This window comes from Pelagibacterium halotolerans B2 (assembly GCF_000230555.1).
Lineage (GTDB): Bacteria > Pseudomonadota > Alphaproteobacteria > Rhizobiales > Devosiaceae > Pelagibacterium > Pelagibacterium halotolerans.
Genome location: NC_016078.1, coordinates 3,820,149 through 3,844,969 on the forward strand (window position 1 = coordinate 3,820,149; position 24,821 = coordinate 3,844,969).

At 58.9% G+C, this 24,821-nt stretch carries 19 protein-coding genes and 1 pseudogene; 15 read left to right on the forward strand and 5 right to left on the reverse strand.

The window, feature by feature from the left end; genetic code table 11:
* Positions 1-42: 42 nt before the first annotated feature.
* The gene (locus KKY_RS18705; protein WP_244404034.1) at positions 43-963 is read right to left on the reverse strand and encodes a GntR family transcriptional regulator; all 921 of its coding nucleotides are present in this window, start codon (positions 961-963) and stop codon (positions 43-45) included.
* A gap of 764 nt (positions 964-1,727) precedes the next feature.
* On the reverse strand, positions 1,728-2,432 hold the full coding sequence (locus KKY_RS18710) for a cysteine hydrolase family protein (RefSeq protein ID WP_014132961.1): 705 nt from the start codon (positions 2,430-2,432) through the stop codon (positions 1,728-1,730).
* Between the two features lie 115 nt (positions 2,433-2,547).
* On the opposite strand from KKY_RS18710, the gene KKY_RS18715 reads away from it, so the two are divergent.
* The 10 genes from KKY_RS18715 (at position 2,548) to KKY_RS18760 (ending at position 13,035) form a co-directional block, all read left to right on the forward strand.
* Positions 2,548-3,294, forward strand: coding sequence for an IclR family transcriptional regulator (locus KKY_RS18715; RefSeq protein ID WP_014132962.1), 747 nt, complete (start codon positions 2,548-2,550; stop codon positions 3,292-3,294).
* 113 nt (positions 3,295-3,407) lie between these two features.
* Positions 3,408-4,850 carry an aldehyde dehydrogenase family protein gene (locus KKY_RS18720; RefSeq protein WP_014132963.1) on the forward strand — a complete coding sequence of 481 codons (1,443 nt, stop codon included), beginning with the start codon at positions 3,408-3,410 and terminating at the stop codon, positions 4,848-4,850.
* Positions 4,851-4,889: 39 nt separating this feature from the next.
* Complete coding sequence (locus KKY_RS18725) at positions 4,890-6,515, forward strand: FAD-dependent oxidoreductase (protein ID WP_041528901.1); 1,626 nt, start codon at positions 4,890-4,892, stop codon at positions 6,513-6,515.
* Positions 6,515-7,288: an SDR family oxidoreductase gene (locus KKY_RS18730; RefSeq protein ID WP_014132965.1), complete on the forward strand. Its 774-nt coding sequence runs from the start codon at positions 6,515-6,517 to the stop codon at positions 7,286-7,288. The genes KKY_RS18725 and KKY_RS18730 overlap by 1 nt, the downstream gene beginning before the upstream one ends.
* A 40-nt stretch (positions 7,289-7,328) precedes the next feature.
* Positions 7,329-8,312, forward strand: a complete 984-nt coding sequence (locus KKY_RS18735; protein WP_014132966.1) for a TRAP transporter substrate-binding protein — start codon at positions 7,329-7,331, stop codon at positions 8,310-8,312.
* Between the two features lie 84 nt (positions 8,313-8,396).
* Positions 8,397-8,909: a TRAP transporter small permease gene (locus tag KKY_RS18740; protein WP_041528902.1), complete on the forward strand. Its 513-nt coding sequence runs from the start codon at positions 8,397-8,399 to the stop codon at positions 8,907-8,909.
* Positions 8,906-10,210: a TRAP transporter large permease gene (locus KKY_RS18745; RefSeq protein ID WP_014132968.1), complete on the forward strand. Its 1,305-nt coding sequence runs from the start codon at positions 8,906-8,908 to the stop codon at positions 10,208-10,210. Before KKY_RS18740 ends, KKY_RS18745 begins: the two co-directional genes overlap by 4 nt.
* Before the next feature lie 332 nt (positions 10,211-10,542).
* Positions 10,543-10,836 carry a putative quinol monooxygenase gene (locus tag KKY_RS18750; RefSeq protein ID WP_014132969.1) on the forward strand — a complete coding sequence of 98 codons (294 nt, stop codon included), beginning with the start codon at positions 10,543-10,545 and terminating at the stop codon, positions 10,834-10,836.
* Positions 10,837-11,294: 458 nt separating this feature from the next.
* Positions 11,295-12,434: a glutathione-independent formaldehyde dehydrogenase gene (locus KKY_RS18755; RefSeq protein ID WP_014132970.1), complete on the forward strand. Its 1,140-nt coding sequence runs from the start codon at positions 11,295-11,297 to the stop codon at positions 12,432-12,434.
* A gap of 31 nt (positions 12,435-12,465) precedes the next feature.
* Entirely contained in the window at positions 12,466-13,035 is a 570-nt protein-coding gene (locus KKY_RS18760; protein WP_014132971.1) for a type 1 glutamine amidotransferase domain-containing protein, read from the forward strand.
* A gap of 256 nt (positions 13,036-13,291) precedes the next feature.
* Here the strand turns inward: KKY_RS18760 and KKY_RS18765 are convergent, their stop codons facing one another.
* Both KKY_RS18765 and KKY_RS18770 read right to left on the reverse strand, forming a co-directional pair.
* The gene (locus KKY_RS18765; protein ID WP_014132972.1) at positions 13,292-15,952 is read right to left on the reverse strand and encodes an excinuclease ABC subunit UvrA; all 2,661 of its coding nucleotides are present in this window, start codon (positions 15,950-15,952) and stop codon (positions 13,292-13,294) included.
* Positions 15,953-16,372: 420 nt separating this feature from the next.
* Positions 16,373-17,338, reverse strand: a pseudogene (locus KKY_RS18770) (S-(hydroxymethyl)glutathione dehydrogenase/class III alcohol dehydrogenase); the annotation flags it as partial.
* A gap of 804 nt (positions 17,339-18,142) precedes the next feature.
* On the opposite strand from KKY_RS18770, the gene KKY_RS18775 reads away from it, so the two are divergent.
* The 4 genes from KKY_RS18775 to KKY_RS18790 all read left to right on the forward strand — a co-directional run bounded on the left by KKY_RS18775 (position 18,143) and on the right by KKY_RS18790 (position 22,156).
* On the forward strand, positions 18,143-18,928 hold the full coding sequence (locus tag KKY_RS18775) for an SDR family oxidoreductase (protein ID WP_014132974.1): 786 nt from the start codon (positions 18,143-18,145) through the stop codon (positions 18,926-18,928).
* Between the two features lie 84 nt (positions 18,929-19,012).
* Positions 19,013-19,717, forward strand: a complete 705-nt coding sequence (locus KKY_RS18780) for a ribonuclease activity regulator RraA (protein WP_014132975.1) — start codon at positions 19,013-19,015, stop codon at positions 19,715-19,717.
* 2 nt (positions 19,718-19,719) lie between these two features.
* Positions 19,720-20,646: a dihydrodipicolinate synthase family protein gene (locus KKY_RS18785; RefSeq protein ID WP_014132976.1), complete on the forward strand. Its 927-nt coding sequence runs from the start codon at positions 19,720-19,722 to the stop codon at positions 20,644-20,646.
* Between the two features lie 109 nt (positions 20,647-20,755).
* Entirely contained in the window at positions 20,756-22,156 is a 1,401-nt protein-coding gene (locus KKY_RS18790; protein WP_050811763.1) for an MFS transporter, read from the forward strand.
* Between the two features lie 9 nt (positions 22,157-22,165).
* Here the strand turns inward: KKY_RS18790 and KKY_RS18795 are convergent, their stop codons facing one another.
* Positions 22,166-23,053 carry a LysR family transcriptional regulator gene (locus KKY_RS18795; RefSeq protein WP_014132978.1) on the reverse strand — a complete coding sequence of 296 codons (888 nt, stop codon included), beginning with the start codon at positions 23,051-23,053 and terminating at the stop codon, positions 22,166-22,168.
* Positions 23,054-23,312: 259 nt separating this feature from the next.
* Between KKY_RS18795 and KKY_RS18800 the strand changes: the two genes are divergently transcribed.
* Positions 23,313-24,815, forward strand: a complete 1,503-nt coding sequence (locus tag KKY_RS18800; RefSeq protein WP_014132979.1) for an ABC transporter substrate-binding protein — start codon at positions 23,313-23,315, stop codon at positions 24,813-24,815.
* Positions 24,816-24,821: the final 6 nt, after the last annotated feature.

The window sequence follows — 24,821 nt, forward strand, 5'->3', positions numbered from 1 at the left end:
GCGACCGGCTCGGACGCTGGTTCGGATCGGCGGTGCCCGCGCTCAGTCGAACTCTCCGGGAACCTCTGCCGGCAGCGCGGTGCGGCTCAGATGCCGGTACAGTATGGCGGCGGCCAGCTTGCAATCGCCTGCCTCGATAGCGTCGAGAACCGCCAGATGATCGCGCGCTGCCCGGTGTATTCGCTTTTCGCTCAATTGGGTGAATTCGGCATACTCGGTCATGCGGCGCAGGCTGTTCTGGCGGCGGATCGATTGCAAAAGATAGCGATTTTGCGACCAGGACACGACGGTCGCATGGAAATTGGCGTTGGCCTCGAACCAGTCCGCTCTTGATATGTCGGCCAGCGAACTTTGCGACAGCTTTTCCTGCTGCGCCCGCAACGCGCTCAGTTCGGCGGTGTTTGGCCGGAAGCTTTTTTCACACACCGCGCCGCATTCGATCAGAATTCTGTAGGCGTAGCTTTCTTCGACGGCCTGCTTGTTGTCGAGGCATTCGGCGAACCGCCAGCCGTGCCCCGGCCGCCTTTCCGCGAGCCCTTCGGACGAAAACCGCATCAGAGCCCGGCGAACAGCGCCACGCGTCACGCTGAACTGATCGGCGAGTTCGGCTTCCGAGGCCTCGTCGCCGATAGCGCCATTGGCGCGGGCCATCATCATGCTGGTAAACAGCGCCTCGGTATCGGAAGGAGGGATGAGCGTGTCGAGGTCGGCACTTTCCCCGATGGTCCGATTGAGATGGAATCCCGCCTTTGGCGATTGCGCGACCAGCCCCTGCTCACACAGAAGCTGGAGAACCTGGCGCACGGGCGTTCGTGATGTGCCCAACTCCTTGGAGAGCGCCGCATCCGAAATCCGATCTCCAACCGCCCAACGCCCGTCCTGGATAAAGCCTGCGATCTTACGTGCAATCTCGGCCTGCAGCGGACTCATCAGGGCCAGCCTCAAACGCGTATCAACGGTCACGATCAACCTCTTCCCATGCCTTCAATCCATAATGGAATCTATATATGCATGTTTTTTAGTTCGACAAAATTCATTGATTGGGCCTGCGTAATCCGCCTGCCTTTGAAAATGCCGGCCTGAGTTCCATGTCATGCCCGGGAGAGTCGGGCCGGTTATGTTTTCGTCAATGCGCAAAGTCAGACGTCGGCGATGCTGCGACAGAATCCGCTTCTTGATCCGGATTCGACCCTGGCAATTGCAATGACTTGAAAATGGCGGAGAGTCCGGGACGAAGTTCGAACGCGACGACAGGCGCGCGACTGCGCGGCCGGCCGAAAGGCCGCCCTCGCGGAGGCATTGAACGAAGTGGAACTGCCGTGAGCGAAATAATGGCGGAGAGAGAGGGACTCTCCGGGAGTTCTGAAAACGCAATGGTTTGACGAAATGAAGCTCGAAACCGAATGTGTATTAGGCACATCGACATTTCAAGTCTCTATATTTTGACGACAGCTTTGCGCCCTCACTTCAGTCGTTCAGGTCACGCTTGCGGTTTACCGAAAGCTGTCGTTCACGGAGGCCAGCCTCTAAGCGATTGGTTGCAATCTCGGCCCGCGGAGATGGAGAAGACCATGGAGGCACCGAAATTTGATTGCCGTACCCAAGTTCATTGTGTCTCCCATTACCCATGAATGGGGTGAAGATCAGCTTGAATGCTGCAATGCGATCTCTTTGGCCCGCTTCTTGATTCCTGGGCCAGCCACCCAGAACGGTCGGCCAGCTCGCGATTAAGCAGTCGATACCTGTCGGCTATTCGTCGATCCACGATCTTTGTGGAGTGATGCTGCACATTGATCGACGCTAAGCACATCGCCGAAAACGCCCTTGAAGTTTGCGAGCGAGTTTATGTGCGCGGCATCGGTGTGCGCTGAAAGACAGTCCTCGATCATTATCGATTTGTAGTTTGCCACGGCGGCATCTTTGGCGGTGGACTCGCAGCAGACATTGGTCGCCGTTCCCGCGATCAGGACGGTGTCGATGTTTCGTTCTTGCAAAACTGTGAGCAGATTCGACGACTGTGCGGCCATCGCGCTGAACCGGGTCTTGTGAACGACCAGGTCCTGTGGCCGGCAGTCGAGATTGCTAACCAATTGAGATGCATGATGATCGGGATGCAGGAGAGCCTGCCGCAGGCTTTTGGCTTGTGGCGAGAGTATGTAGTCTTCAAATACGCTCCAGCGAGAAACGTCGGTGGTGGACAGTGTGCGTATCCAAATGACGCAACCGCCTGATCTTCGCAGCACATCGGCCATGCGGTTTATTGCAGGCACAGTGGCGGCGGCGTCGGCAACGGCTGTGGGGTATTGCAGGTCGACAAAGTAATTTTGCATATCGATGACAAGCAGCGCGCAGCGCGAGGCCTGGATTGCGGTAAAAACGCGATCCGTCGAAGTACCATAAATTGCGGGTCCTGATTGCGCGTTCGCTTGCATACTCATCCTCCACCCCGGCCTGTCTCGCACCGCTATGCTGATCTGAAACGTGACTATTGTCACTCAACGAATGTTTTTGATATCCGTATATGAGATTTCATACAAGGAGGTTGGCGTGATAGAGCGCAAGACAAGTTTGGAAAAAGTGCTCGCGATCCTCAATCTCTTCAGTGAAGACAAGCTCACCTGGACTGCCGACGAGGTCGTGGCCGCCACAGGCTACAGCCGTCCGGCGCTGTATCGCTACGTCAAGATCATGAAAGACGCGGGGTTGCTGGTTGCCGACTCGCGGTTTGGCTTCACTCTCGGGCCCCGCATTGTCGAACTGGACTATTTGCTGCGGCGCTCCGATCCGCTCATGGTGCACGGCGTTCCGGAGATTGATTCTCTGGCTCAATGTTGCCCCGGCAATGCGTTGCTGGTGCGCTGGTACGGATCAAAGATTCTCTGTGTATATTCCGCACATTCCGGCCAAGGCATCAATACCAGCTACCACCGAGGGCGTCCCATGCCATTGGCGCGTGGCGCCATCGGGCGTTCGATCTTGGCCTATCTTCCAAAGGCCAGATTGGCCAAGCTCGTCAAATCTCGTGTGGATGAGTTCGCAGCGGTCGGGTTTGGCGCCAGTGAAGACGAAATCATCAGCAATTTCAGTCGCATCCGGAATGATGGTTTTGCCGTGGCTTATGGCGAAGTTACGCCGGGTGTCGTTGGCATTGCGGCTCCCGTCCTTGATGCCAAGCGCAGCCCTGTGGCTTCGGTCTGCGTCACTGTGCTCGGCTCTCAGCTCGAAGCCGGCCAGATCGAAGAGATCAGCGCGAAAGTGCGCCAGTCGGCCCACAACATGCATATGAGATATTAGCGATTATCAGGTCGCCGCAGTTCACAAAATTCTCAAATATGGAGATTTTGTTTGACAGCGAAAGGTCGCTCTCGTAACCGTGTCGCCAAGCTAACGACACGGGAGAGGGGCTGATGACGACGGTATCGGCGGCCTATATCGGCGGAGAATGGATCGAGGGAGGGCCGCAGGCCGACAGCATAGATCCCTCCAACGGCGAAGTCTTCGGGCACTTTCAGTGTGGAAATCGCGACCTTGTGGATCAGGCGGTAGCCTGTGCGCGCCAGACTTTCGAGCAGGGCGTTTGGGCAGATTCGCCTCGCTTGCGTTCGGACGCGCTATTCGAACTCGCGACCGCTTTGGAGCGTGATGCCGGCCAGTTGAGCGAAATGCTTGTCGCCGAGAACGGCAAGCTGCTGGCCGAAGCGCGCGGCGAAGTGGCCGGCGCAATTTCCGAAATTCGATATTACGCCGGCCTCGCCCGTACGGTGATGGGGCGCACGTTTCAAAGCGCCCCGGATGTCATGTCCTTGCTGCACCGCGAGCCTGCCGGTGTCGTCGCAATCATCGTCCCCTGGAATGCGCCGATCACGCTTCTCGCGCGTTCACTGGCTCCCGCACTTGCTGCCGGCTGCACGACGGTCATCAAGCCGGCCCTTCAGACGTCCGTAACGCACGGGCGGTTCATGGAGTGTGTCAACACCTGCGCGTCGCTTCCCAAGGGCGTCGTGAATTCGGTCAACGAAGTCGATGACGAGGTAGGGCGTGCTCTTGTGGCGCATCCCGATGTCGATGTCGTAAGCTTCACCGGCTCGACGCAAACCGGTCGCAAGATCATGGCCTCGGCCGCACCGACCCTCAAGCGGTTGTCGCTTGAGTTGGGCGGGAAGGCGCCGGCGGTCATCTTTGAAGATGCTGACCTCGATCTTGCGTGCGCCGAACTGACCCGAGGGTCCCTGGTCATGGCGGGGCAGATGTGCGTCGCAGCTGCACGCTTTCTGGTTCACGAAAAAATCGCGCCCCAGTTCATCGAAAAGATGAAGCACGCTTATTCGTCCGTGCGGACAGGTCCGGGCAGCGATCCGCAGAGCCAGATGGGCGCGCTGATCGACAAGGCCAACCAGCAGCGCGTGCTCGCTCTGATCGAGCAGGCTGGCGACGAAGGCGAGCTTATCGTCCGGGGTGAGCCGCTGGAGGGAAGCTTTGCTCAGGGTAGCTTTGTGACCCCCACCTTGTTTCGCATCGAAGATACGTCGTCGTCCCTGGTCCAGGACGAGCTGTTCGGGCCCATCGTCTCGCTGGAAACGTTCGGAAACGAAAGCGAGGCGATTGCCAAGGCAAACGCAACAAGCTTCGGTCTCGCCGCCAGCGTTTTTACCCGAAACCTCAATCTCTCGATGCGCGCATCGCGCCGCATTCGCTCAGGCACGGTCTGGCTCAATAGCCACACGCGCCTTTTTGCCGAAGCCGAGACGGGTGGGTATCGCCAATCCGGCCTGGGTCGACTGCATGGAGTTGAGGGGCTCAATGACTTCCTTGAAACTAAGCACGTCTACTTCGAGGCGGGCTTGAGCTAGCCGGCGACGGTCCTTCTTTTATCTGTTTCGGGTTTGACTATGACTGTTACTGACTCTCTTTCAACTCAAGTCGCAATTGTGGGAGGGGGCCCTGTGGGTCTTGGCCTTGCCATTGAGCTTGGGCAGCGCGGCGTGGATGTGGTGGTCGTCGAGCGCTATCACCAGCCCCAGCCCGTTCCGAAAGGGCAAAATCTTACCCAGCGGACGATGGAACATTTCCATTTCTGGGGCGCCGAACCGATGCTGCGGTCGGCCCGTACGGTGCCCGCCGAATACGGTATCGGAGGCATGACCACCTATGGAGCACTTCTAAGTCCCTACACCTACGACTGGTTGCAGCGTGAACTTGTTCAGCCGTTCTACTACCAGGAGAACGAGCGACTTCCGCAATATCAGACCGAAGCCGTGCTGCGTGCACGCGTCGCCGAGCTGCCGTCAGTGAAAGTGCTATACGGCTGGAGTGGCGACGCGGTCGAGCAGGACCAGCATGGTGCAACTCTGCAAGTGAGCGAACGGGAAGGGGACGGCACGCGGACGATCCATGCCCAATTCGTCGTGGGGTGCGACGGCAGCCGGTCGGGCATTCGCGAAACAGCCGGTATCACTCAGACGCGCTCGGACCACGACAAGCTGATGGTGCTGCTCGTCTTCCGCTCCACCGCTCTGCATGAACTGCTCAAGTGCTATCCGAACAAATCATTCTACAACGTCCTTCATCCCGACCTTAAGGGATATTGGCAGTTTTTCGGTCGCGTTGATCTAGGAACCACGTGGTTCTTTCATGCCCCCGTTCCCAAAGACACCAATCGCGACAATTTCGACTTCCACGCCTATCTCCACAGGGCTGTGGGACAAGAGTTCGATCTCGATATCGATTATGTCGGCTTTTGGGATCTCAGATTTGCAGTGTCCGATACATACCGCAATGGTCGGATTTTTATCGCCGGAGACGCCGCGCACAGCCACCCGCCCTATGGCGGCTATGGCATCAACACGGGTTTTGAAGACGCCCGAAATCTGGGCTGGAAACTGGCTGCCTTCCTTCAAGGGTGGGGCGGGGAAGACCTGCTCGATTCCTATAGCGGCGAGCGCCAGCCGGTTTTTGCGTCGACGGCAAAGGACTTCATCGAAAAGTCGATCCATGTCGATGGCGATTTTCTCGCAAAGTTTGATCCTGAAATGGACAAACAGGCTTTCGAAAATGAGTGGAACCGCCGTCTTCATGGGGCCACCGAGGAAGTGGGTGCTTTTGAACCTCACTATGAGGGCAGCCGGACGGTGTTCGGGCCCGATGACGGCCGAACCAATGCCATGGGCATGCACCAGCATCGTGCTCGGGCCGGGCATCATTTGTCTCCGGCAATGCTGTCGGACAGCACGAACGTTTATGAGCGGCTCGGCACCGGATTTACGCTCATTGCGCTCGATGCGCTCCCGGGAGAAATCAGGCGATGGATCGATGCGGCCAAGGTTCTCAGCGTGCCGCTCGAAATTGTCGAAGATAGCGCTGCTGATAGCCGCTCACTCTATGAGAGCCGGTTCATCCTGGTCCGCCCCGATCACTTTATAACGTGGTGCGGCGACTCGGTGGACGTCAGTCCGGAGGACATTCTCGCGGTCGCCATCGGCGAACACACTGCACCATTTCGGAGCTCAGTCGCATAATGAACTACAGCATGACAGGAAACAACGTCGCGAGCCTTGAGGGCAAAGTCGCCATCGTGACGGGCGGCGCGCGCAACATTGGGCGTGCCATAGTCGAGCGCCTGGCCAAGGCAGGCGCCAACGTGATGATCAATTTTGGCCCTGGAACCCAGGAACAGGCTGAAGAGCTTGCAACCGCACTCACACAGGAAGGTCGCTCGGTCGGGATCATCGCAGGCGACCTCTCCGATGCCGAAACGGCGGGCGCAATCTTTGATTGTACATTGAAGATGTGGGGTCGGGCAGACATCTTGGTCAACAACGGTGCCATTACCGGTCCCCGGGCAAATCTCAGTCAATTGTCGACTGCCAATTTCGATGAAATTTTTGCCGTCAATGCGCGTGGCGTATTTTTGATGATGCAGCAGGCGATGGCAAAGCTTTCAGACAATGGCCGGATCGTGTCCATTGCGTCCAGCACGACCCTCTACCCACAGCCCGACCTTGGTGTCTATGCGGCAAGCAAAGCCGCGGTAAAGGCGCTCTCGGAGGCCTTCGCGCTCGAAGCCGGCCAACGGGGCATCACCGTCAACACCGTCATGCCCGGCCCGGTCGTGCCTGGCATTTTCGATGCCGCTCCACCCGAGAGGCAAAAGGCCATCCAGCAGGCCTCGCCCTTCGGACGTCTCGGCACGCCGGCAGATATCGCCGACATCGTCGCCTTTCTCGCCAGCGAGGAATCGCGCTGGATCACCGGCCAGCACATCTTGGCCAACGGCGGATCACAGCGCTAAAGCCACTATTAAAATTCAGAACTTCAAAAGGAGGAAAACCATGAAGAATATAGTTCTCGGCGCAGCTGCCACCCTGGCCATGACGACGACGGCTTCGGCGGCGGAATGGACCTATGCCCACTACAACCAGCCGACCCACGAACTCCATCTCGGCGTGGCGCTCGAAATGGCTCAGGATGTAGAAGAAGCGACCGATGGCGAACTGACCATCCGGGTCTTTCCCTCGGGCGAATTGGGCGCGGGTCCCGCTCAGCAATATACGCGCGCACTTGACGGCATCGCCGATGTCACCCAGGGCCTTGTCGCCAGCGACACGTTCCCGCTGCCGCGCACCATGCTGATGGAATTGCCGAACCTGTTCGACACCCCCCAGGACGCCGTCGACGTGCTCTGGGAAAACATCGAACTGTTCGAACCCGATTTCCAGGGGACGAAGGTGATGGCTCTGTTCCCCAACAACCCCGCGGCGCTCGTCCTCAACCGGCCCGTGAGCTCACCCGCCGATCTTGAAGGGCTCAACATCCGTGCATCTTCGGCCATCGGGGCCGGCATTATGGAAGCATGGGGTGCGACCCCTGTGACGATGCCGGCGGGCGATCTCTACAATGCCCTCCAGACCGGCGTGATTGACGGCGCTCTGATCGGCATCGACGGGATCAACGCCTATCGTCTGCAGGAAGTGGCCAGCCATGTCATCACCAACATACCTGGCAACATCACGATGTTCTATGTCGTGGCCAACCGTGACAGCTGGGATGGCCTGTCCGAAGATGTTCAGGCTGAAGTGCTTGAAGTCACCGAACATGCGCTCAGCATGAAAGGTGCTGACGCCTTCGCCGTGTCGGGCGAGGAAGCCATTGAGGCCATCAACGCATCCGGAAACACCGAAATCGTTGTCCTGACAGCCGAACAGCGGGCCCTTTTTGCTGAACCGTTGCCGGCCATGATCGAAAACTATCTCGAGCAGGTGAGCGCTGCCGAGGGATTTGATGCGCAGGAAATCTACACAGCGATTTCCCAGTAGCGTCTGAAAAAAAGCCGAGCGTTTGGCGCCGTTGGTTGTGGCGCCAAGCGCTCACGTTCGCACAGGGAGGTTACGTTGGTTCGCTTGGCATCCATCCTATCGGCGCTTAATGCCGCGCTTGCTCTGCTGGCGGGCATTTTGCTTGTGTCGCTCGTCGGATTGACAGCCGTCAATGTCATTCTTCGGTACTTTTTCGGTTCGGCGGTATTTGGCGCATTCGATCTGCTGCAGGCGGGCGTCGCCACAGTCATTTTTCTGGCGATGCCGTATTGCACCTGGCGCGACGGACACGTGGCTGTCGACATTGCCTACAATCTGTTCTCAAAAATTGTCCAACGCTGCGTTCTGGCCATGTCGGACCTGATCTCCGGCGCGGTTCTTGGGCTTCTGGCGTATCGCTCAACCACCGCAATGGTGTCGGCGTTCAACTATGGCGAGCGGTCGTCCTTGCTCGGCATCCCCTTTGCCCCGCTGTGGGGCTTTATCGCCTTAGGCGCAGCTTTGGGTGCGGTATCGTGCGCGGGACGCTTGCTGCTCAACGCGACCAACAATTTGCACCTCATACCGGGCACCAGCGAAGAAGAGATCGTTCAATGAGCGCGTTCACCATTGGTCTAGTTGGGATCGCGGTTCTTTTCGCGTTGCTTGCGCTCCGCACGCCTGTGGGCTTTGCGATGGCCGCCGTCGGATTGGGGGGCATCACGATTTTGCAGAACGAAAGAGCCGCGCTTGCGACCTTTTCGACTGAAACGTTTGAACTGGCGCTCAAGCTCGATCTCATAATCATCCCGTTTTTCGTTCTGATGGGCAATTTGGCTGGCGTGAGCGGATTGAGCCGCAATCTCTATGATGCCGCCTATGCCTGGATAGGCCACCGCCGCGGCGGACTGGCATCGGCCACGATCTTGGGCTGCACTGGATTTTCCGCATTGAGCGGCTCGTCGGTCGCTTCTGCCGTCACGATGGGCCAGGTTGCTTTGCCAGAGATGCGGCGCTACAAATATGACGAAGGGTTTTCCGCAGCCTCGGTCGCGGCGGGTGGAACTCTGGGGATTCTCATCCCGCCTTCGACGGGTTTCGTGCTCTATGCGCTTTTGACCGAGCAATCGATCGGCCAGCTTTTTGTGGCCGGAATTCTGCCCGGCATCCTGCTGATGGGGCTTTTTCTCACTACCATTGCCATAGTTGCCTCTTTGCGGCCATCGGTAGCGCCATCAGGCGAGCGGTTGACGTCACAGGAGCGGTATTCGGCAACGATGAAGGCTCTGCCGTTCCTTCTGGTCGTGGTCGGAACGGTGGGCGGCATTTATGCCGGCATCTTCACGCCCATGGAGTCGGCCGCCATCGGTGTTGTCGCGACCCTGGCGATCGCCTTGTGGAGACGATCGCTCACACCGTCCAATTTCTCACGCATCGTGCGCCAGACAGTCTCAACGACAGTGATGTGCTACACGATCATCATCGGGGCAAACGTTCTCAACCCGTTTCTCGCCCGGTCTGGTCTAACATCCTGGGTGTCTGAGACGGTCCTGAGCCTGCCAATGGGCGCGACAGCGACGCTTCTTCTCATCCTGGCGGTCTTCGTGCTGCTTGGAACGTTCATGGAAGGCTTTGCGATGCTGGTGCTCTTGGTGCCGATCTTCTTTCCGGTCATCATGGCTTTGGGCGTGGACCCGATCTTTTTTGGTGTCCTTGTCGTTATCGCGCTCGAGATTGGGCTGATTACGCCCCCGGTTGGCATCAATGTGTTTGTGGTTAAGGCCCTCGTTCCACACGTCCCGTCCACGCGCATATTTCTCGGTATCTTGCCATTTGTGATTGCGATGCTGATCGGTGTGGGGCTGCTCTTGCTCTTTCCACAAATCGCACTCTTCTTGCCGAGTACGATGTTTCGTTGACCGATGTACCACACAGGAACCAATTTCTGAGGGCTGCCCCTGTCGTGTAAAGCGCCATAAGATTGGGTCCAGATGTCATCCCACGGTCTGGATACCGTAAGTTAATCTCTCGTCCAGATTGTTGGGCTATAGGGCTGGAGGTCGGAATCTTCGGTTGTTTCGCAGCCTCCGCTGCAACCATCAACGCGATCGTCATCCGGCCGACCGCACAGCAGTTCTGATTTCGACGAGGAGGCGGGGCCGCGTGTGCTCCGCCTCATGGGGAACCTACCGGCCCGCTCGTCCGTTACTTTGCCGAATAATATCTGTCCGTTTCACTTGAGGAGTAATTTATGCCCAAACTTGCCCTGTATGTACCACTGAAGGCCAAGCCCGGAAAAGAGCGCGATGTCGCCAATTTCCTGACCTCGGCATTGCCGCTCGTTCAAGCTGAGCCGGGCACTCTGACCTGGTATGCGATCGAGGAAGGTCCCGGTGCGTACGCGATCTTCGATACGTTCGACACAGAGGAGGATCGGCAGGCCCATCTTGACGGCAAGGTTGCCGCCGCACTGATGGACAAGGCAGAAGAACTGTTTTCTGAACCGCCGCAGATTCACAAGTTCACCCTGCTGGCCGCGAAATAGCGGAGCGGTCGGCACCCTAAGCTGCCGTTTGACTGCAGGGTAAGGCTCGTGTTTCCATCCGGAATGGATAGCCCGGCCGAATCGGGAAATGAATAAATGAATACGACAGGTCATCCGCGATAGTGGATGGCCTTGTCTTTTGCGCTTATCACACCCCTGAATTTACTGATAAGGCGCCGTTGATGTGTCGCGACGTAACGGCACCATTGGTTCGCGGGAGATTCTTGAGCACATCAATTTGGCGCGTTAATCGGCCGTTCTGGCCCAGTCATTCAGAAAACCGCCATGAATCGATCTCAGGATGGCCCTACGGGAAGGAACCTCTCAGGTAACAGAACGTTCAGGAAACTGAGATCACTTGGAAGGGTGCGATTTCCTCCGCCGTTGCGATGGACCGGATCATCACCAAGCACTCGATTTGATGACGCGTTGAGAAGAGCTGCGAAAGGAAAAGATCCGTGAAAGCTGTCGTGTACAACGGGCCTAAAGATGTTTCTGTCAATACCATCGACGATCCCAAGATCGAGAAACCGACCGATGTGATCATTCGGGTGACCACCACCAACATTTGCGGGTCTGACCTTCACATGTACGATGGCCGTACCAGCTTCGAGAAGGGCAGGGTCTTCGGTCACGAAAACCTTGGCGAAGTCATCGAGGTCGGCGCTGCCGTAGATCGGATCAAGAAAGGCGATCGCGTCTGTATGCCGTTCAACGTGGGTTGCGGGTTCTGCGAAAATTGCGAACGCGGTCTGACGGCGTTTTGCCTCACGACCAACCCCGGAACCGCCGGCGCAGCGTATGGCTTTGCCGAAATGGGGCCGTGGCAAGGCGGTCAGGCCGAGTTGATGCGCGTTCCTTATGCGGACTTCAATTGTCTGAAGCTGCCCGAGGACGCTGAGGAGAAGGAGGATGACTATGTCATGCTCTCCGACATCTTCCCGACGGGTTGGCACGGCGTCGAAATGTCCGGTTTCCTGCCCGGCGAAAGCATCGCGATCTACGGCGCTGGTCCGGTCGGTTTGATGGCCGCGCACTCAGCCCAAATTCGCGGTGCCTCTCAGATCTTCGTGGTCGATTCTCACGATGACCGCTTGAAACTGGCCGAGGCGATGGGCGCGATTCCGATCGACATGCGCAAGGGCGATCCCGCCCAGCAGATCCTTGACGCAACCGGCGGCCGCGGGACCGACCGGGGGGTCGAGGCGGTCGGGTATCAGTGTTGCGATCGCCACGGCAAGGAGCGCAGCAATTACACGATGAACTGCCTCGTCAAAAGCACGAAGGCCACCGGCGGAATCGGCGTCGTCGGCGTGTTCGTTCCGGAAGACCCGAACGCGCCCGACGATCTTCAGAAGGAAGGCAAGATTGCGTTCGACTTCGGCAACTTTTGGTTCAAGGGCCAGAAGATCGGCACCGGACAATGTAATGTAAAGCATTATAACCGGCGGCTGATGAACCTTATCGAGCATGGCCGGGCCAATCCTGCCCAAATCATCTCGCACCGGCTGCCGCTTGATCAGGCACCAGACGCCTACAAGCATTTCGACGAGCGCGATGGTGGTTGGACGAAGGTCTTGCTCAAGCCGGGCACCTGACCTTAGTCTTCGACGGAATAGGAAATAAATTATGACTTTGGAAGGCAAATCAGTTGCCATTCTGATCGCACCCCGCGGGACGGAAGAACCAGAATTCTCGAAGCCCAAGCAAGCTATCGAGGAGGCTGGCGGCAAAGTGACCGTGGTCAGTTTTGAAACGGGCAAGGCTCGCACAGTCAATAGCGACCTTGACGAGGGCGGCAGCTATACTATCGACAAGACGTTTGCCGAGGTCAAAGCCGACGATTTCGACGGACTTGTTGTGCCCGGAGGGACTGTCGGCGCCGACAAGCTGCGCGGCAGCGTCGAGGCAATTGGTTTCATCCGGGCTTTCTTCGATCAGAAAAAACCTGTTGCGGCTATATGCCATGCACCCTGGACATTGATCGAGGCGGGCGTGCTTAAGGGTCGCACCTTGACGTCCTACCCGACGCTGCAGGTCGATATCGAGAACGCCGGCGGTGCATGGACCAATGAGGAAGTCGTGGTCGACAACGGCCTTGTTACCAGCCGCGATCCCAATGATTTGCCCGCCTTCTGTGCCAAACTCGTTGAGGAAATCGCAGAAGGTGCGGGCGCAGCGCTAGCAGCAGGGAATTAAGACGGGGCGTTTCGACGAACCATGTGAGGGCCCTCTCCCTGGAGAAGGTCCGCACAAAGCAAGCGTGGCGGATGGCCAGCGATTGGCCGTCCGCCACGCCGCGTATCACACGAACACGGCGCACCTGACGGGCACTCAAACCCTAAGCCGCGTCAACCGCGCTGACACATCGCCGGCTCCCGCTTCCAGATTCGACCCATTCCAACGTGTGGTTGAGATGCACCTGATCGAACGTGCGTTCGGCCAGATTTACGGCCTACAGAGCCGCCTTGAGATAGCGGGCGGTGAGACTGCCTTCCGCTTCCGCAACGACGCCAGGGACGCCGCTGGCAACGATACGGCCCCCATCTTCCCCGGCCCCCGGTCCCAGGTCGATGATCCAGTCCGCCTGTGTGATGGCGCGCATGTCATGTTCGACGACTACGACGGTATTGCCGGCGTCTACGAGGCCCTGCAGATGTTGCATCAGCCGGTCCGCATCGGAGGGGTGAAGCCCCGAAGTTGGCTCGTCGAGGATGTAGATCGTGTTGCCGCGTTGAGCGCGTTGCAGTTCAGTCGCCAGCTTGATGCGCTGCGCCTCCCCGCCAGACAGCTCGGTCGCCGGCTGACCGAGCCTCAGATAGCCAAGACCGATCTCCCGCAACACGTCGAGGGAGCGCATCACAGATGCCTCGCCAGCGAAGAAATCGCACGCATCGTCCACCGTCAGTTCGAGCACCTGGGCGATATTGCGCCCGTTCCATTCGACTTCGAGCGTTTGCGGGTTGTAGCGAGAGCCATGGCAGGTCGAGCACGGCGCAAAAACGCTTGGCAGGAACAGCAGCTCCACCATGACGTATCCCTCGCCCTCGCACACAGGGCAGCGCCCTTGCGCGACGTTGAACGAGAACCTGCTCGGGCTATAGTGCCGCCGGCGGGCGAGCGGCGTATCAGCGAAGATCCGTCGCACATGGTCGAACATGCCGCTGTAGGTGGATAGGTTCGAGCGCGGCGTGCGGCCGATCGGTTTCTGATCGACCCGCACCAGCCTGCGAACATGCTCCATGCCTACAACAATGCGTCCTTCAGTGACGTTCTGCGCAACATCGAGCAGCGGATCGATATCCCCCTCCTCGGCCACGGGGGAGCCGCCGAGGTGTTCCGTGACGAGCTCGGGCAGCGCCTGACTGACAAGACTGGATTTGCCCGATCCCGCAACGCCGGTGACAGCGGTGAAGCAGCCGATGGGAAACTCGACGTCGAGACCATGGAGATTGTTCCGCCTGATCCCTTCCAGGCGTAGCCATGCCTTGGGATCGCGCGGTGTGCGCTCACTGCGGAGCGGCTCTGCGAACAGGTAGCGGCGGGTGATCGAAGTCTCGACGTCGGCAAGCCCCTCTATCGGCCCGCTGTAGAGGACTTCACCGCCCTTTTCCCCGGCTCCTGGCCCGACATCGACGAGCCATTCCGCGCGGCGGATCACGTCGAGATCATGTTCGACGACGAACAGGGAGTTGCCCGCCGCCTTGAGACGCTCGAGGATAGTCAGCAAGGCTTCGCCATCTGCGGGGTGCAACCCCGCCGAAGGCTCGTCAAGCACATAGACCACGCCGAAAAGCTGTGACGACAATTGCGTGGCAAGCCGCAAGCGCTGCAGCTCTCCGGAGGAGAGCGATGGCGTGCTGCGGTCGAGCGATATGTAGCCAAGGCCAAGATCGATCAGCGGCTCGAGCCGCTCGATCAATTCGCAGGCAAGGCGTTGGGCGGCGATCCGCTTCTCGTCGGAGAGATTTGGCGTACGGCGTATGTCGGGCGCGCTCTTGTGCGCAGAGCCGCCTGCGGCAACCCGTTGTTCGACCGCTGCTTCGCGGGCCGCTTTTTCCAGAACATGGCCCTTTGAGGTGTCGGAGACCGCCCCATATTCGCCATGCGCGACGGGCATCAGCAAGTCCTTCAGCTTGAACACCGTCAGGTCGCCGAACTCGGCAATGTCAAGGCCGGCGAATTTGACCGACAGGGCTTCGCGCTTCAGGCGCTTGCCGTCGCAGGTCGGGCAATCGCGGCCGATGATATATTGCGAAACGCGCTTCTTCATCAGCGCGCTTTTAGTGTTGGCGAAGGTTTCCAGCACATAGCGGCGCGCGCCAGTGAAGGTGCCCTGGTAGCTCGGCTCCATGCGGCGCTTGAGCGCCGTCCGGGTCTGTTCGGGCGTCAGGCCCGCGTAGACCGGCACCGTCGGCGTCTCTTCAGTAAAGAGGATCCAGTCGCGATCCTTTTTCGGCAGGTCGCGCCATGGTGTATCGACGTCATAGCCGAGCGAAACGAGGATATCGCGCAGGTTCTGGCCATGCCAGGCGGTCGGCCAAGCGGCGATCGCCCGGTCGCGAATGGTGAGGCTGTCGTCAGGCACCATCGTCTCTTCGGTCGCGTCATATACGCGGCCGATGCCGTGGCAGGTCGCGCAGGCCCCCGCGACCGTGTTGGGGGAGAAATCCTCCGCATAGAGCATGGGTTGATGGCGCGGATATTCGCCGACGCGCGAATAGAGCATCCGCACCAGGCTGGAGAGCGTCGTCACGCTGCCGACCGAGGATCGCGCGTTGGCCGAGCCGCGCTGCTGCTGCAACGCGACCGCAGGCGGCAAACCGTCGATCGCGTCGACCTCCGGCACGCCGGCTTGGTCGATCAGGCGACGGGCATAGGGCGCAACCGATTCTAGATAACGCCGCTGGGCTTCGGCATAAAGGGTGCCGAACGCGAGCGATGACTTGCCCGAGCCCGATATGCCGGTGAACACCACGAAGGCGTCGCGCGGTACATCGACGTCAATATTTTTGAGGTTATTCTGGCGCGCGCCGCGAACCTGCACGCAAGCGGGCGGCCTCGTATGCCCATGATCGGTGGCCGGCGTCGTCGCGTGAATATCCTTGCTCTTCAATTCAGTCTTCCTGCCCTATACGCCCGTGCGGCCCGTGGTTCATCACAGTCGGGTAACAGATGAATGCATTTCCGACTCAATACATCCAACGGCCAGGCTGGCCCGATGTTAGGCACCTTTGAAATATTTTCCAGCATTAGACAAAGGTTACGACAAAACCATTTTTCCCGTTGGGTCGCGCGACGAGGGCACACACACTCCGCTGGTACGCGCCTGGGCCAGGCGGCCCTGGTCCGCGCCGCTATCGGCATTTAACGACCGCACTTCGGCGCTTGTTACCGCATCGCGACGCGTTGCCCATTTGCCAGAGCGCGCTTCATCATGGCCGGGGTCGGGCCATGATGACGGCCGAGTTGTCGATCCGAGCGCCTCGCGCCGCTTCGGATCGGCGGGTCAGTAGTGAATGACCGTGTGGATCGACTAGCCTTCGTGCATCAGTGCGAAGGCCTCGTTGATCTGCTCCAAACCCATCGTGTGGGTTACGAATGGGGCCAGATCGATATCGCCTCTCATCGCGTCCTCGACCATGCCGGGGAGCTGTGTCCGTCCCTTGACGCCACCGAAAGCGGACCCCTTCCATACGCGGCCCGTGACGAGCTGGAATGGGCGGGTGGAGATTTCCTCGCCCGCGCCGGCAACGCCAATCACGATCGACTGACCCCAGCCACGGTGCGCTGATTCAAGCGCGGCGCGCATGACGTGGACGTTGCCGATGCACTCGAAGGTATGATCGATGCCCCAGCCCGACATCTCGATCAGCACTTGCTGGATGGGCTTGTCATGGTCCTCGGGGTTGAAGCACTCGGTCGCACCGAACTGGCGTGCCAGCTCGAACTTGGACGGATTGGTGTCGATGGCGATGATGCGACCCGCCTTCGCCTGGCGCGCACCCTGAATCGCCGCGAGGCCGATGCCGCCGAGGCCGAACACGGCGACCAAGTCTCCGGGCTGGACCTTGGCGGTATTGTGGACTGCGCCGATGCCGGTCGTGACGCCGCAGCCGAGCAGGCAGACATGTTCGGGGTTTGCCTCGGGATTGATCTTGGCGAGCGAGACTTCGGCGACGACAGTATATTCACTGAAGGTTGAACAGCCCATGTAATGATAGAGGGGCTGACCATTGTACGAAAAGCGGGTGGTCCCATCGGGCATCAAGCCCTTGCCCTGCGTTTCGCGGACCGCGACGCACAGGTTGGTCTTGCCCGACAGGCAGAAGTCGCACTTGCCGCACTCGGCGGTGTAGAGCGGAATCACGTGATCACCCGGCCCGACGCTGGTGACGCCTTCCCCGACCTCGACAACGATGCCCGCGCCCTCGTGGCCCAGAACCACCGGGAAAACACCCTCCGGATCACTCCCCGCCAGCGTGTACGCGTCGTGGCACACTCAATCTATCACGCTGGACGTGTTGGTTGACCACGCCAACCACCATCTGTCGGACCTTAACCCGCGTTACAGGCTACGCCGCGCAGCGGATCTCGCGCTACACATGGGTGGTGAGGCTCGCGCCACGCGCAGCCTTTCGGGCGGAGAGCGATTTCTGGTGTCGCTTGCCCTTGCGCTCGCCCTTTCGCGAATGGGTGGGAAAGGCCGCACTCCGATCGGCGACAATGGGGTCGCTGGTCGAACGTCGGCTCTTTCCCGTGCTTAGCCAGAACCGGACAGTCAGCGTACGGCCCCGTTTCCGCCAGTCGGCAACGCGCCCTCATTTCAGACGGTGACGCTGGCTCCTTCGTATCCCGAAAGCCGCCGTTCCAAGTATATGCTGGCAATGTCGACAAGGAGCCCAATGTTTGTCGATTGCTTCTGGATTACAGAATGGTGCAACCGCTCCAGTGCGCTCTTAACCACCAAGCCAGCACATCGTTTGATCAACGCTCGGCGTTGGATAGACTCGTAGATGGGCGCTATTTGTACAATTGTGCAGCTTTAATCTGATTTGTGCCCGAATGCTTGTTCTCTCATGCTCACATCACATTGGTGAGCGGACAGCTGAGCCAGAGCCTGCGAATTATCGTTTCGGCAGTGACCGGAACGCGTGTCACGGTTAGGTGAGATGCGCCGGACGTTGTGTCATATGTGGAGCTATCAAAACCCTTTATAGCGCCATCAATGTTCTCTAGTGGAGCTCACCTGCCCCACCCCCTAATAGTGCAAGCGCAGGCAAAGCAGATTGCGAAGGGAGGAGCTATGGATCTCGGAATTTCGGGCAAGACGGCGCTGATATTTGGTGCTGGCGGTGGATTGGGCGGGGCGATTGCCCGCGCGCTGGCTGCCGAGGGCGCGAAGATCGCGGTGGCCGATATCGACACCGACGCCGCGCAGGCGACTGTCGAAGCGATAAACGGGCAGGGCGGTATCGCCAAAGCACTGGTCTGGGACCTCGCCGATCTGGCGTCGATCCCAGATCACATCGCGACCGTCGAAGCCGAACTCGGCCCCATCGACATCCTCGTCAACAACACAGGCGGCCCCCCGCCGACAACCGTCTCGGGTCAGGCGCCCGAGGACTGGGAAAAATTCTTCCGCTCCATGGTCGTCTCTGTCATCGCCATAACCGATGCCGTCCTGCCCGGCATGCGCGAGCGCGGATGGGGTCGTATCGTCACCTCGACCTCGTCGGGCGTCGTCGCGCCCATCCCCAATCTGGGGATTTCCAACGCGCTGCGGCTCTCGCTGGTCGGCTGGTCGAAAACCCTTGCCCGTGAAGTGGGCCGCGACGGCCTCACGGCAAACATCGTCTTGCCCGGCCGCATCGCCACCGGCCGCATCACGTTTCTGGACGAACAAAAGGCCAAACGTGAAAACCGCTCGGTCGAAGACGTCTCGACCGAAAGCACCGCCGCCATCCCCGTGGGCCGTTATGGCGACCCGAAAGAATATGGCGATGTCGTTGCATTCCTCGCCAGCCAGAAGGCCTCCTACCTCACCGGCTCGGTCATCCGGGTCGATGGTGGATTGATCGCCAGTATTTGATTCATCGGCGGCGTTTCTTGACCGAACTGGAAGTTGCCACAGGACGGCAAGTCCGCCGCCGATAACCCCTTATGAGGAACATCAATGTCGCTTACCCCAGAGGCGATCGAAACGCTCAAAGGCGTCTCGACGGCCACCCTCACCACGGTCCTTTTGAAAAAGGGCCTGCGCAATGTCTGGATCCGCAACGCCAAGCCCATCCGGTCGGGCATGGAGCGCATTGTCGGCCCGGCCTTCACGCTGCGGTTTGTCCCGGCGCGCGAGGATCTGGCCACCCCCGCCAGCTGGGGCTCCCCCATTTCCACCCGCGCCGCGATCGAGGACATGCCCGAGGGCGCAGTCGTCGTTGCCGACGCCATGGGCGTTTCGGACGCCGGCATCTTTGGCGATATCTTGTGTTTTCGCATGGCCAAAAAGGGCGTCGCCGCGCTGATCACCGACGGCGTCATGCGCGATGCGGTTGGCGTCCATTCCACGAACCTCCCCATCTGGTGCAACGGCATTTCCGCGCCGCCCTCGGTTGCCGGGCTTACTTTCGTCGGCTGGCAGGAAACCATCGGCTGCGGTGGCGTCGCGGTCATTCCGGGCGATACCATCGTCGTTGACGATGACGGCGCCGTCGTCATCCCCCAGGCGTTGCTCGAAGAGGTGCTCGCCGAAGCCCCCGAACAGGAAGCCATGGAGGCCTGGATCATGACCGAGGTCGATCGCGGCGTGCCTTTGCCGGGCTTGTATCCGATGAACGAAGAGACCAAAAAGCGCTACGCCGCTTTTAAATCCGGACAGTAATCATGCCGCTCGACCACACTGCCAAGGGCGTTTACGTCATCGCGACGACGCCCTTTCTCGACGATTATGCGATCGACACCAAATCGATCGACAGGCTCACCGATTTTTACGCCGAGGCCGGGTCCACCGGCATGACCATTCTGGGCATCATGGGCGAAGCGCCCAAGCTCGAAGCGACCGAATCGATTGCCATCGTCAAACAGGTGGTCGGGCGCACCAAACTCCCCGTCATCGTCGGCGTCTCGGCCCCCGGCTTTGCCGCCATGCGGTCCCTGGCGCGCCAATCGATGGATCTCGGCGCCGCAGGCGTCATGATCGCCCCGCCGTCCAATCTACGCACCGACGACCAGATCAAGAACTACTACGCCTCGGCCATCGAAGCGATCGGCGACGACATCCCCTTCGTCATCCAGGATTACCCCCTGACATTGACCGTCGTCATGACCCACGGCGTCATCCGCGACATCGTCAACGCCCATTCCTCCTGCATCATGCTCAAGCACGAGGACTGGCCGGGGCTCGAAAAGATAACCAGCCTGCGCAAGTTCCAGTCCGCAGGGGAAATGCGTGACATCTCGATCCTGTGCGGCAATGGCGGGCTGTTCATCGATTTCGAGATGGAGCGCGGCGCCGATGGCGCCATGACCGGCTATGCCTTCACCGACGCCCTTGCCGATATCGTCCGTCTGCAGGCCGAGGGTCGGCGCGATGAAGCACACGACCTTTTCGACGCTCATCTCCCCCTGATCCGCTACGAACAGCAGCAGGGCGTCGGCCTCGCCGCCCGCAAATACGTCCTGCAAAAGCGCGGCCTCATCACCTCCGACATCCAGCGCAAGCCCGCCGGCACCCTCTCCCCCAAGGCACGCGAGGAGATCGACTATCTCCTCACCCGCGTCGCAAAACACGACCCGCGAGCAGCACTATAGGCTACTCGGGGACTGTCCATGAATACCGTCAGCACCGGGCGAACATAGTGTGAACCGAGCATCCCGCCCCCAGAAATTTCTGTCGATTTTCCCAAGCGTTGCGCTCCCCATGTATCTTGCGTTGCTCGATCAGACGATCGTCGCAGCCGCATTGCCTGCGATAGCAGCCGATATCGGAGGTGTGGATTCGATTACCTGGGTCGTCCTTGCCTATTTGCTGACCGCAACCGTTGCCGCACCGACATATGGCAAGCTTGGAGACATGTTCAGCAAGAGGCGCATGCTTATCATGGCGCTCGCAGTTGCAGTCTGCGGAAGCGTGATTTGTATGTGTTCAAACTCCATTTCGGGTCTGATCGCCGGGCGCCTCGTACAGGGTTTAGGAGGGGGAGGGCTAATGGCCTTGTCTCACTCCTTGTTAGCCGATGTCGTGCCTCCTCGTGAACGCGCCCGTTTTCAAGGCGTTTTTTCATCGGTCGGGATGTTGGCCAGTACCACCGGACCTGTGCTTGGTGGTGTGATGGCGCAAGCGTTTGGGTGGCAGAGTATTTTTGCCGTCACAATTCCACTGGCATGCTTGGCCATGGTGCTAGCTTTAAGGCTACCCGCCGGCATGAACAGAGCGACGGGCGCGCGCTTTGACTTTCTCGGTCTTGCGTTGTTGGTCGCTGTTGCTGCTCCCCTGCTCGTTGCTCTTCACAACCTGCAAAGCCTTTCTGGGCTCGGCTTGTCATTGGCGCTGTTCGTCGTTTCAGCGTTTAGCCTCGTGGGGCTTCATGTTCGCGAACGGCGCGTCGCAGTGCCGTTTATTGCTCTCGACTTGGTGCTCGATGCCAATGTCTGGCGCTGTTGCGCAATTGCGGCGTGCCATGGCGCAGGGCTCGTTTCAATTCTTACGTTCTTGCCGCTTTACATGGGCTTGGTATTCGGTGCCACAGGGCTTGAGATCGGATTGGCGCTGCTGCCGGTCACTATCGGCATTGCATTCGGTTCGACACTAACCGGCGCTGCCATCAGCAGGACGGGTTACACCGCGCGTTTCTCTTGTGTCGGCCTTTCTCTGGCATCTGGTCTGATGGTGATACTTGCAGTCTTTCCCCACACCACTGCGAGTTGGCTCTTATCAGCCCATCTGGCTGCCATCGCGTTTGGTCTGGGTACGGCAATGGGAGCTGTGATCATCACGTCGCAGCTCGCTGCGGGAATAGAGCGTATCGGCGCGGTCGCCGGTCTCGTACAGCTGTTTCGATCCATCGGCGCTGCTTTGGGTACTGCACTGGCGGGGCTGGCGCTATTTGGGTACGTCAATGTCTCAGGTGAAATGCCGTTGGAAACGCTCAACGTGTTCATCTCCCAAACGGGAGACAATTTGGACGCAGCGATAGAGCTTGACCGGAGCCAGGCCGAAGTCATCAGTTCAGGCTTCAGAGTGCTCTTTATCACCATCGCGATCTTTCCTGCGTTCGGTGCGCTTTTAGCGGGCTCCCTGCCGATGAAGAGGCTTACTTAGGTCGCAGCTTCATTCAAAAGCGGCTACAAGCGCTTCCCGGATTTTGGCGCGCAGATCCGGAGCCAATCCGCGACGAGATTTGAGCATGATAGGGCGTTGCAAGGTCGGCTCAACGATGCGTCTCGCCACCAAGTCCGGACCAAGCTGTTCGGCGTTTATCGATCGCGCGCCTATAACGGTTGTCCCGAATCCGGCCCTTACGACCCTTTTGCGCGGTTCAAACCCGTCCACCTCCATGTGAATGTTGGCGATGAGCTGGTGTTTGCGCGCAGCGTCCTCGAAAAATTGACGCAACGGGTTTCCCGAAGACGGAAGTATGAGATTTGAACCAGCAACTTGCGCCAAGCTCATGTCTCCGCTGCCGTGGCTGGAATGTGTCACACAGTAAAGGTCTTCCCATGCAAGTGGTTCTTCGCTGGATTGAGTTGCCTCAGTCAGCTGCACAGCAACGTCAGCCTTGTCCGTCCGCACCAACTCGTCGGCGAATGCCGTACGTGCGTCGATAACGTGCAATGAATAGTCGGGCATTAACTTGCTGAAAGAGGCGTACAAGGCAGGTGTCAAGGTAGAGGCAAGTGAAGGGATGATTGCCAGTCTTATCGTCTCCCGCATTGTCTTGCATGCGGACTGGCGAAGGATATCGCCTTCCGCCTCATCGATCCGATCAATGATCTCGGCGGCATGACCGACGAATAGGTGACCGAGAAGTGTCAACTCCATTCCAGTCGGCTTGCGCTCGAAAAGCATGCCGCCAATCAGGCGCTCGATCTCGCCAAGATGATAGCTGAGAGCCGGTTGAGCGACATTGAGTGCGCGCGCGGCTGCCGATACCGACCCATGATCGGCCACAGACAAAACGTACCGCATTCGTCTTATGTCAAGGAAGCCTTTTGCCATTCGCCACTGCCATACAGAAACTTTATGGCTGCATCAAAACTCTATAGTGGCGGCTTGGCAAGTACGACCATAGGATGTGTCTTGTTCAGGTCGGAGGATCGACAAACGCTTATCCTTGGATGTGGCGTTCAAAGAGTGCCTGAACGGAAAGCGCCACAGCGCTGCGAACAGTCTCAGCGGTGACTTCTTTTTCTGGCTCCTGCCAATGTGCAGATGGGCCTTGGGAAGATCTGTGCCGAAAACATGCAGGAGGAGAACAATGCTTAAAATTTTGAACGCCGCCGGTCTCGCCGCGGTAACAACGTTGCTTGTCGGAGCCGCTTCTGTCCAAGCGCAGGACACATCTCTGACAATCGCCTTGCCGGCCGAGCCTGCCGATATCGACGGCTGCAATACGACGGTGACTGGCATCGGTGTAATCGTCAAAGAAAACATTGTCGAGACATTGACCACGCTCGATTCGGAAGACAGCACGGTGCAGCCGCGTCTGGCAACCGATTGGGAAGACATCGGTGACGGCACCTGGCAAATTAGTTTGCGCGAAGGGGTCACCTTTCACGATGGCTCTCCCTTCAACGCCGAGGCCGTGGCCTTCGCCGTTGAGCGCATGCAGTCGAGTGCGATTGCATGCCGCGACCGCACCAAGATCGCTGGCGTTGAGCTGACGACCGAGATCGTTGATGAGCACACCATCAACATCCACGCAGAACCGTCCCAAGTCCTGATGCCGACACTGCTCAGCTTCATCGGGGCCGTTTCGCCCAACACGCCAGCCGATGCAATCAGTCGCGCGCCGGTCGGAACGGGCCCCTTCCAGTTTGCAAGCTGGGATAGCAATGGTATCGCGGTAACAGCCTTTGAGGATTACTGGGGAGAAGAGCCGCAGGTGAGCGATGCCCTGTACGTGTTCCGTGGGGAGTCGGCACTGCGCGCGGCGATGGTGGAAATTGGAGAAGCGGACATTGCCCACGACATTGCACCTCAGGATGCGATGACCGAAATGGACGTGCCTTTCCTGAATGGTGAGACGACCCGCATTCGAATGGTTATGGAACCGCCGCTCGATGATATTAGAGTCCGCGAGGCACTAAACCTAGCATTCGATCGCGAAGCGCTAGTCGGCACCATTCTGAGCGACAGGGCCGAAATCGCTACCCAATTCATTCTCCCCAAGATCAATGGTCACAACCCTGATCTTGAGCCATGGCCCTACGATCCTGCTAGAGCTGAAGCTCTGCTCGAAGAAGCGCGTGCGGACGGTGTAGATGTCGACACGGAAATGCGCCTGATCGGACGCATCGGATTCTTTCCCAACCAGGAAGAGATGTTGCAGGTCATCCAGCAGATGTGGAGCCAGGTGGGCCTCAACGTCCGGCTCGAGATGATGGAATCGGCTGACTGGCTGGAGCTGGTGAATCGCCCCTACCCTGAAGATCGCGGTCCTATGCTCATTCAAGAGCAGCACGATAACAATAACGGCGATGCATCATTCACAATGCACTTCCGCTATCACTCCGACGGTCAGCAAACCGAACTGAGCGACCCGCGTATCGATGCGCTTATCGAACAAGCTCAGATCGCTACAGGCGACGAACGCACCCAATCGTTCCAGGAAGCAAATCGCATCATTGCAGATGAGATCATTCCTGCGGTCCCGATGTACCATATGGTTAGCTACATGCGCGTGAGCCCAGCCATCGACTATGAGCCCAACAGTCTCAGCCTCATCCAGCTCGAGCTCGCCGATATAACCTTCAATTGATGTGTT

Excerpts from the sequence above, each read along its gene's own strand:
- KKY_RS18790 (WP_050811763.1), top strand. The coding sequence starts at position 20,756 with ATGTATCTTGCGTTGCTCGATCAGACGATCGTCGCAGCCGCATTGCCT.
- KKY_RS18735 (WP_014132966.1), top strand. The coding sequence starts at position 7,329 with ATGAAGAATATAGTTCTCGGCGCAGCTGCCACCCTGGCCATGACGACG.
- KKY_RS18800 (WP_014132979.1), top strand. The coding sequence starts at position 23,313 with ATGCTTAAAATTTTGAACGCCGCCGGTCTCGCCGCGGTAACAACGTTG.
- KKY_RS18785 (WP_014132976.1), top strand. The coding sequence starts at position 19,720 with ATGCCGCTCGACCACACTGCCAAGGGCGTTTACGTCATCGCGACGACG.
- KKY_RS18795 (WP_014132978.1), bottom strand. The coding sequence starts at position 23,053 with ATGGCAAAAGGCTTCCTTGACATAAGACGAATGCGGTACGTTTTGTCT.
- KKY_RS18780 (WP_014132975.1), top strand. The coding sequence starts at position 19,013 with ATGTCGCTTACCCCAGAGGCGATCGAAACGCTCAAAGGCGTCTCGACG.
- KKY_RS18775 (WP_014132974.1), top strand. The coding sequence starts at position 18,143 with ATGGATCTCGGAATTTCGGGCAAGACGGCGCTGATATTTGGTGCTGGC.
- KKY_RS18710 (WP_014132961.1), bottom strand. The coding sequence starts at position 2,432 with ATGCAAGCGAACGCGCAATCAGGACCCGCAATTTATGGTACTTCGACG.
- KKY_RS18750 (WP_014132969.1), top strand. The coding sequence starts at position 10,543 with ATGCCCAAACTTGCCCTGTATGTACCACTGAAGGCCAAGCCCGGAAAA.
- KKY_RS18760 (WP_014132971.1), top strand. The coding sequence starts at position 12,466 with ATGACTTTGGAAGGCAAATCAGTTGCCATTCTGATCGCACCCCGCGGG.
- KKY_RS18745 (WP_014132968.1), top strand. The coding sequence starts at position 8,906 with ATGAGCGCGTTCACCATTGGTCTAGTTGGGATCGCGGTTCTTTTCGCG.
- KKY_RS18720 (WP_014132963.1), top strand. The coding sequence starts at position 3,408 with ATGACGACGGTATCGGCGGCCTATATCGGCGGAGAATGGATCGAGGGA.
- KKY_RS18725 (WP_041528901.1), top strand. The coding sequence starts at position 4,890 with ATGACTGTTACTGACTCTCTTTCAACTCAAGTCGCAATTGTGGGAGGG.
- KKY_RS18730 (WP_014132965.1), top strand. The coding sequence starts at position 6,515 with ATGAACTACAGCATGACAGGAAACAACGTCGCGAGCCTTGAGGGCAAA.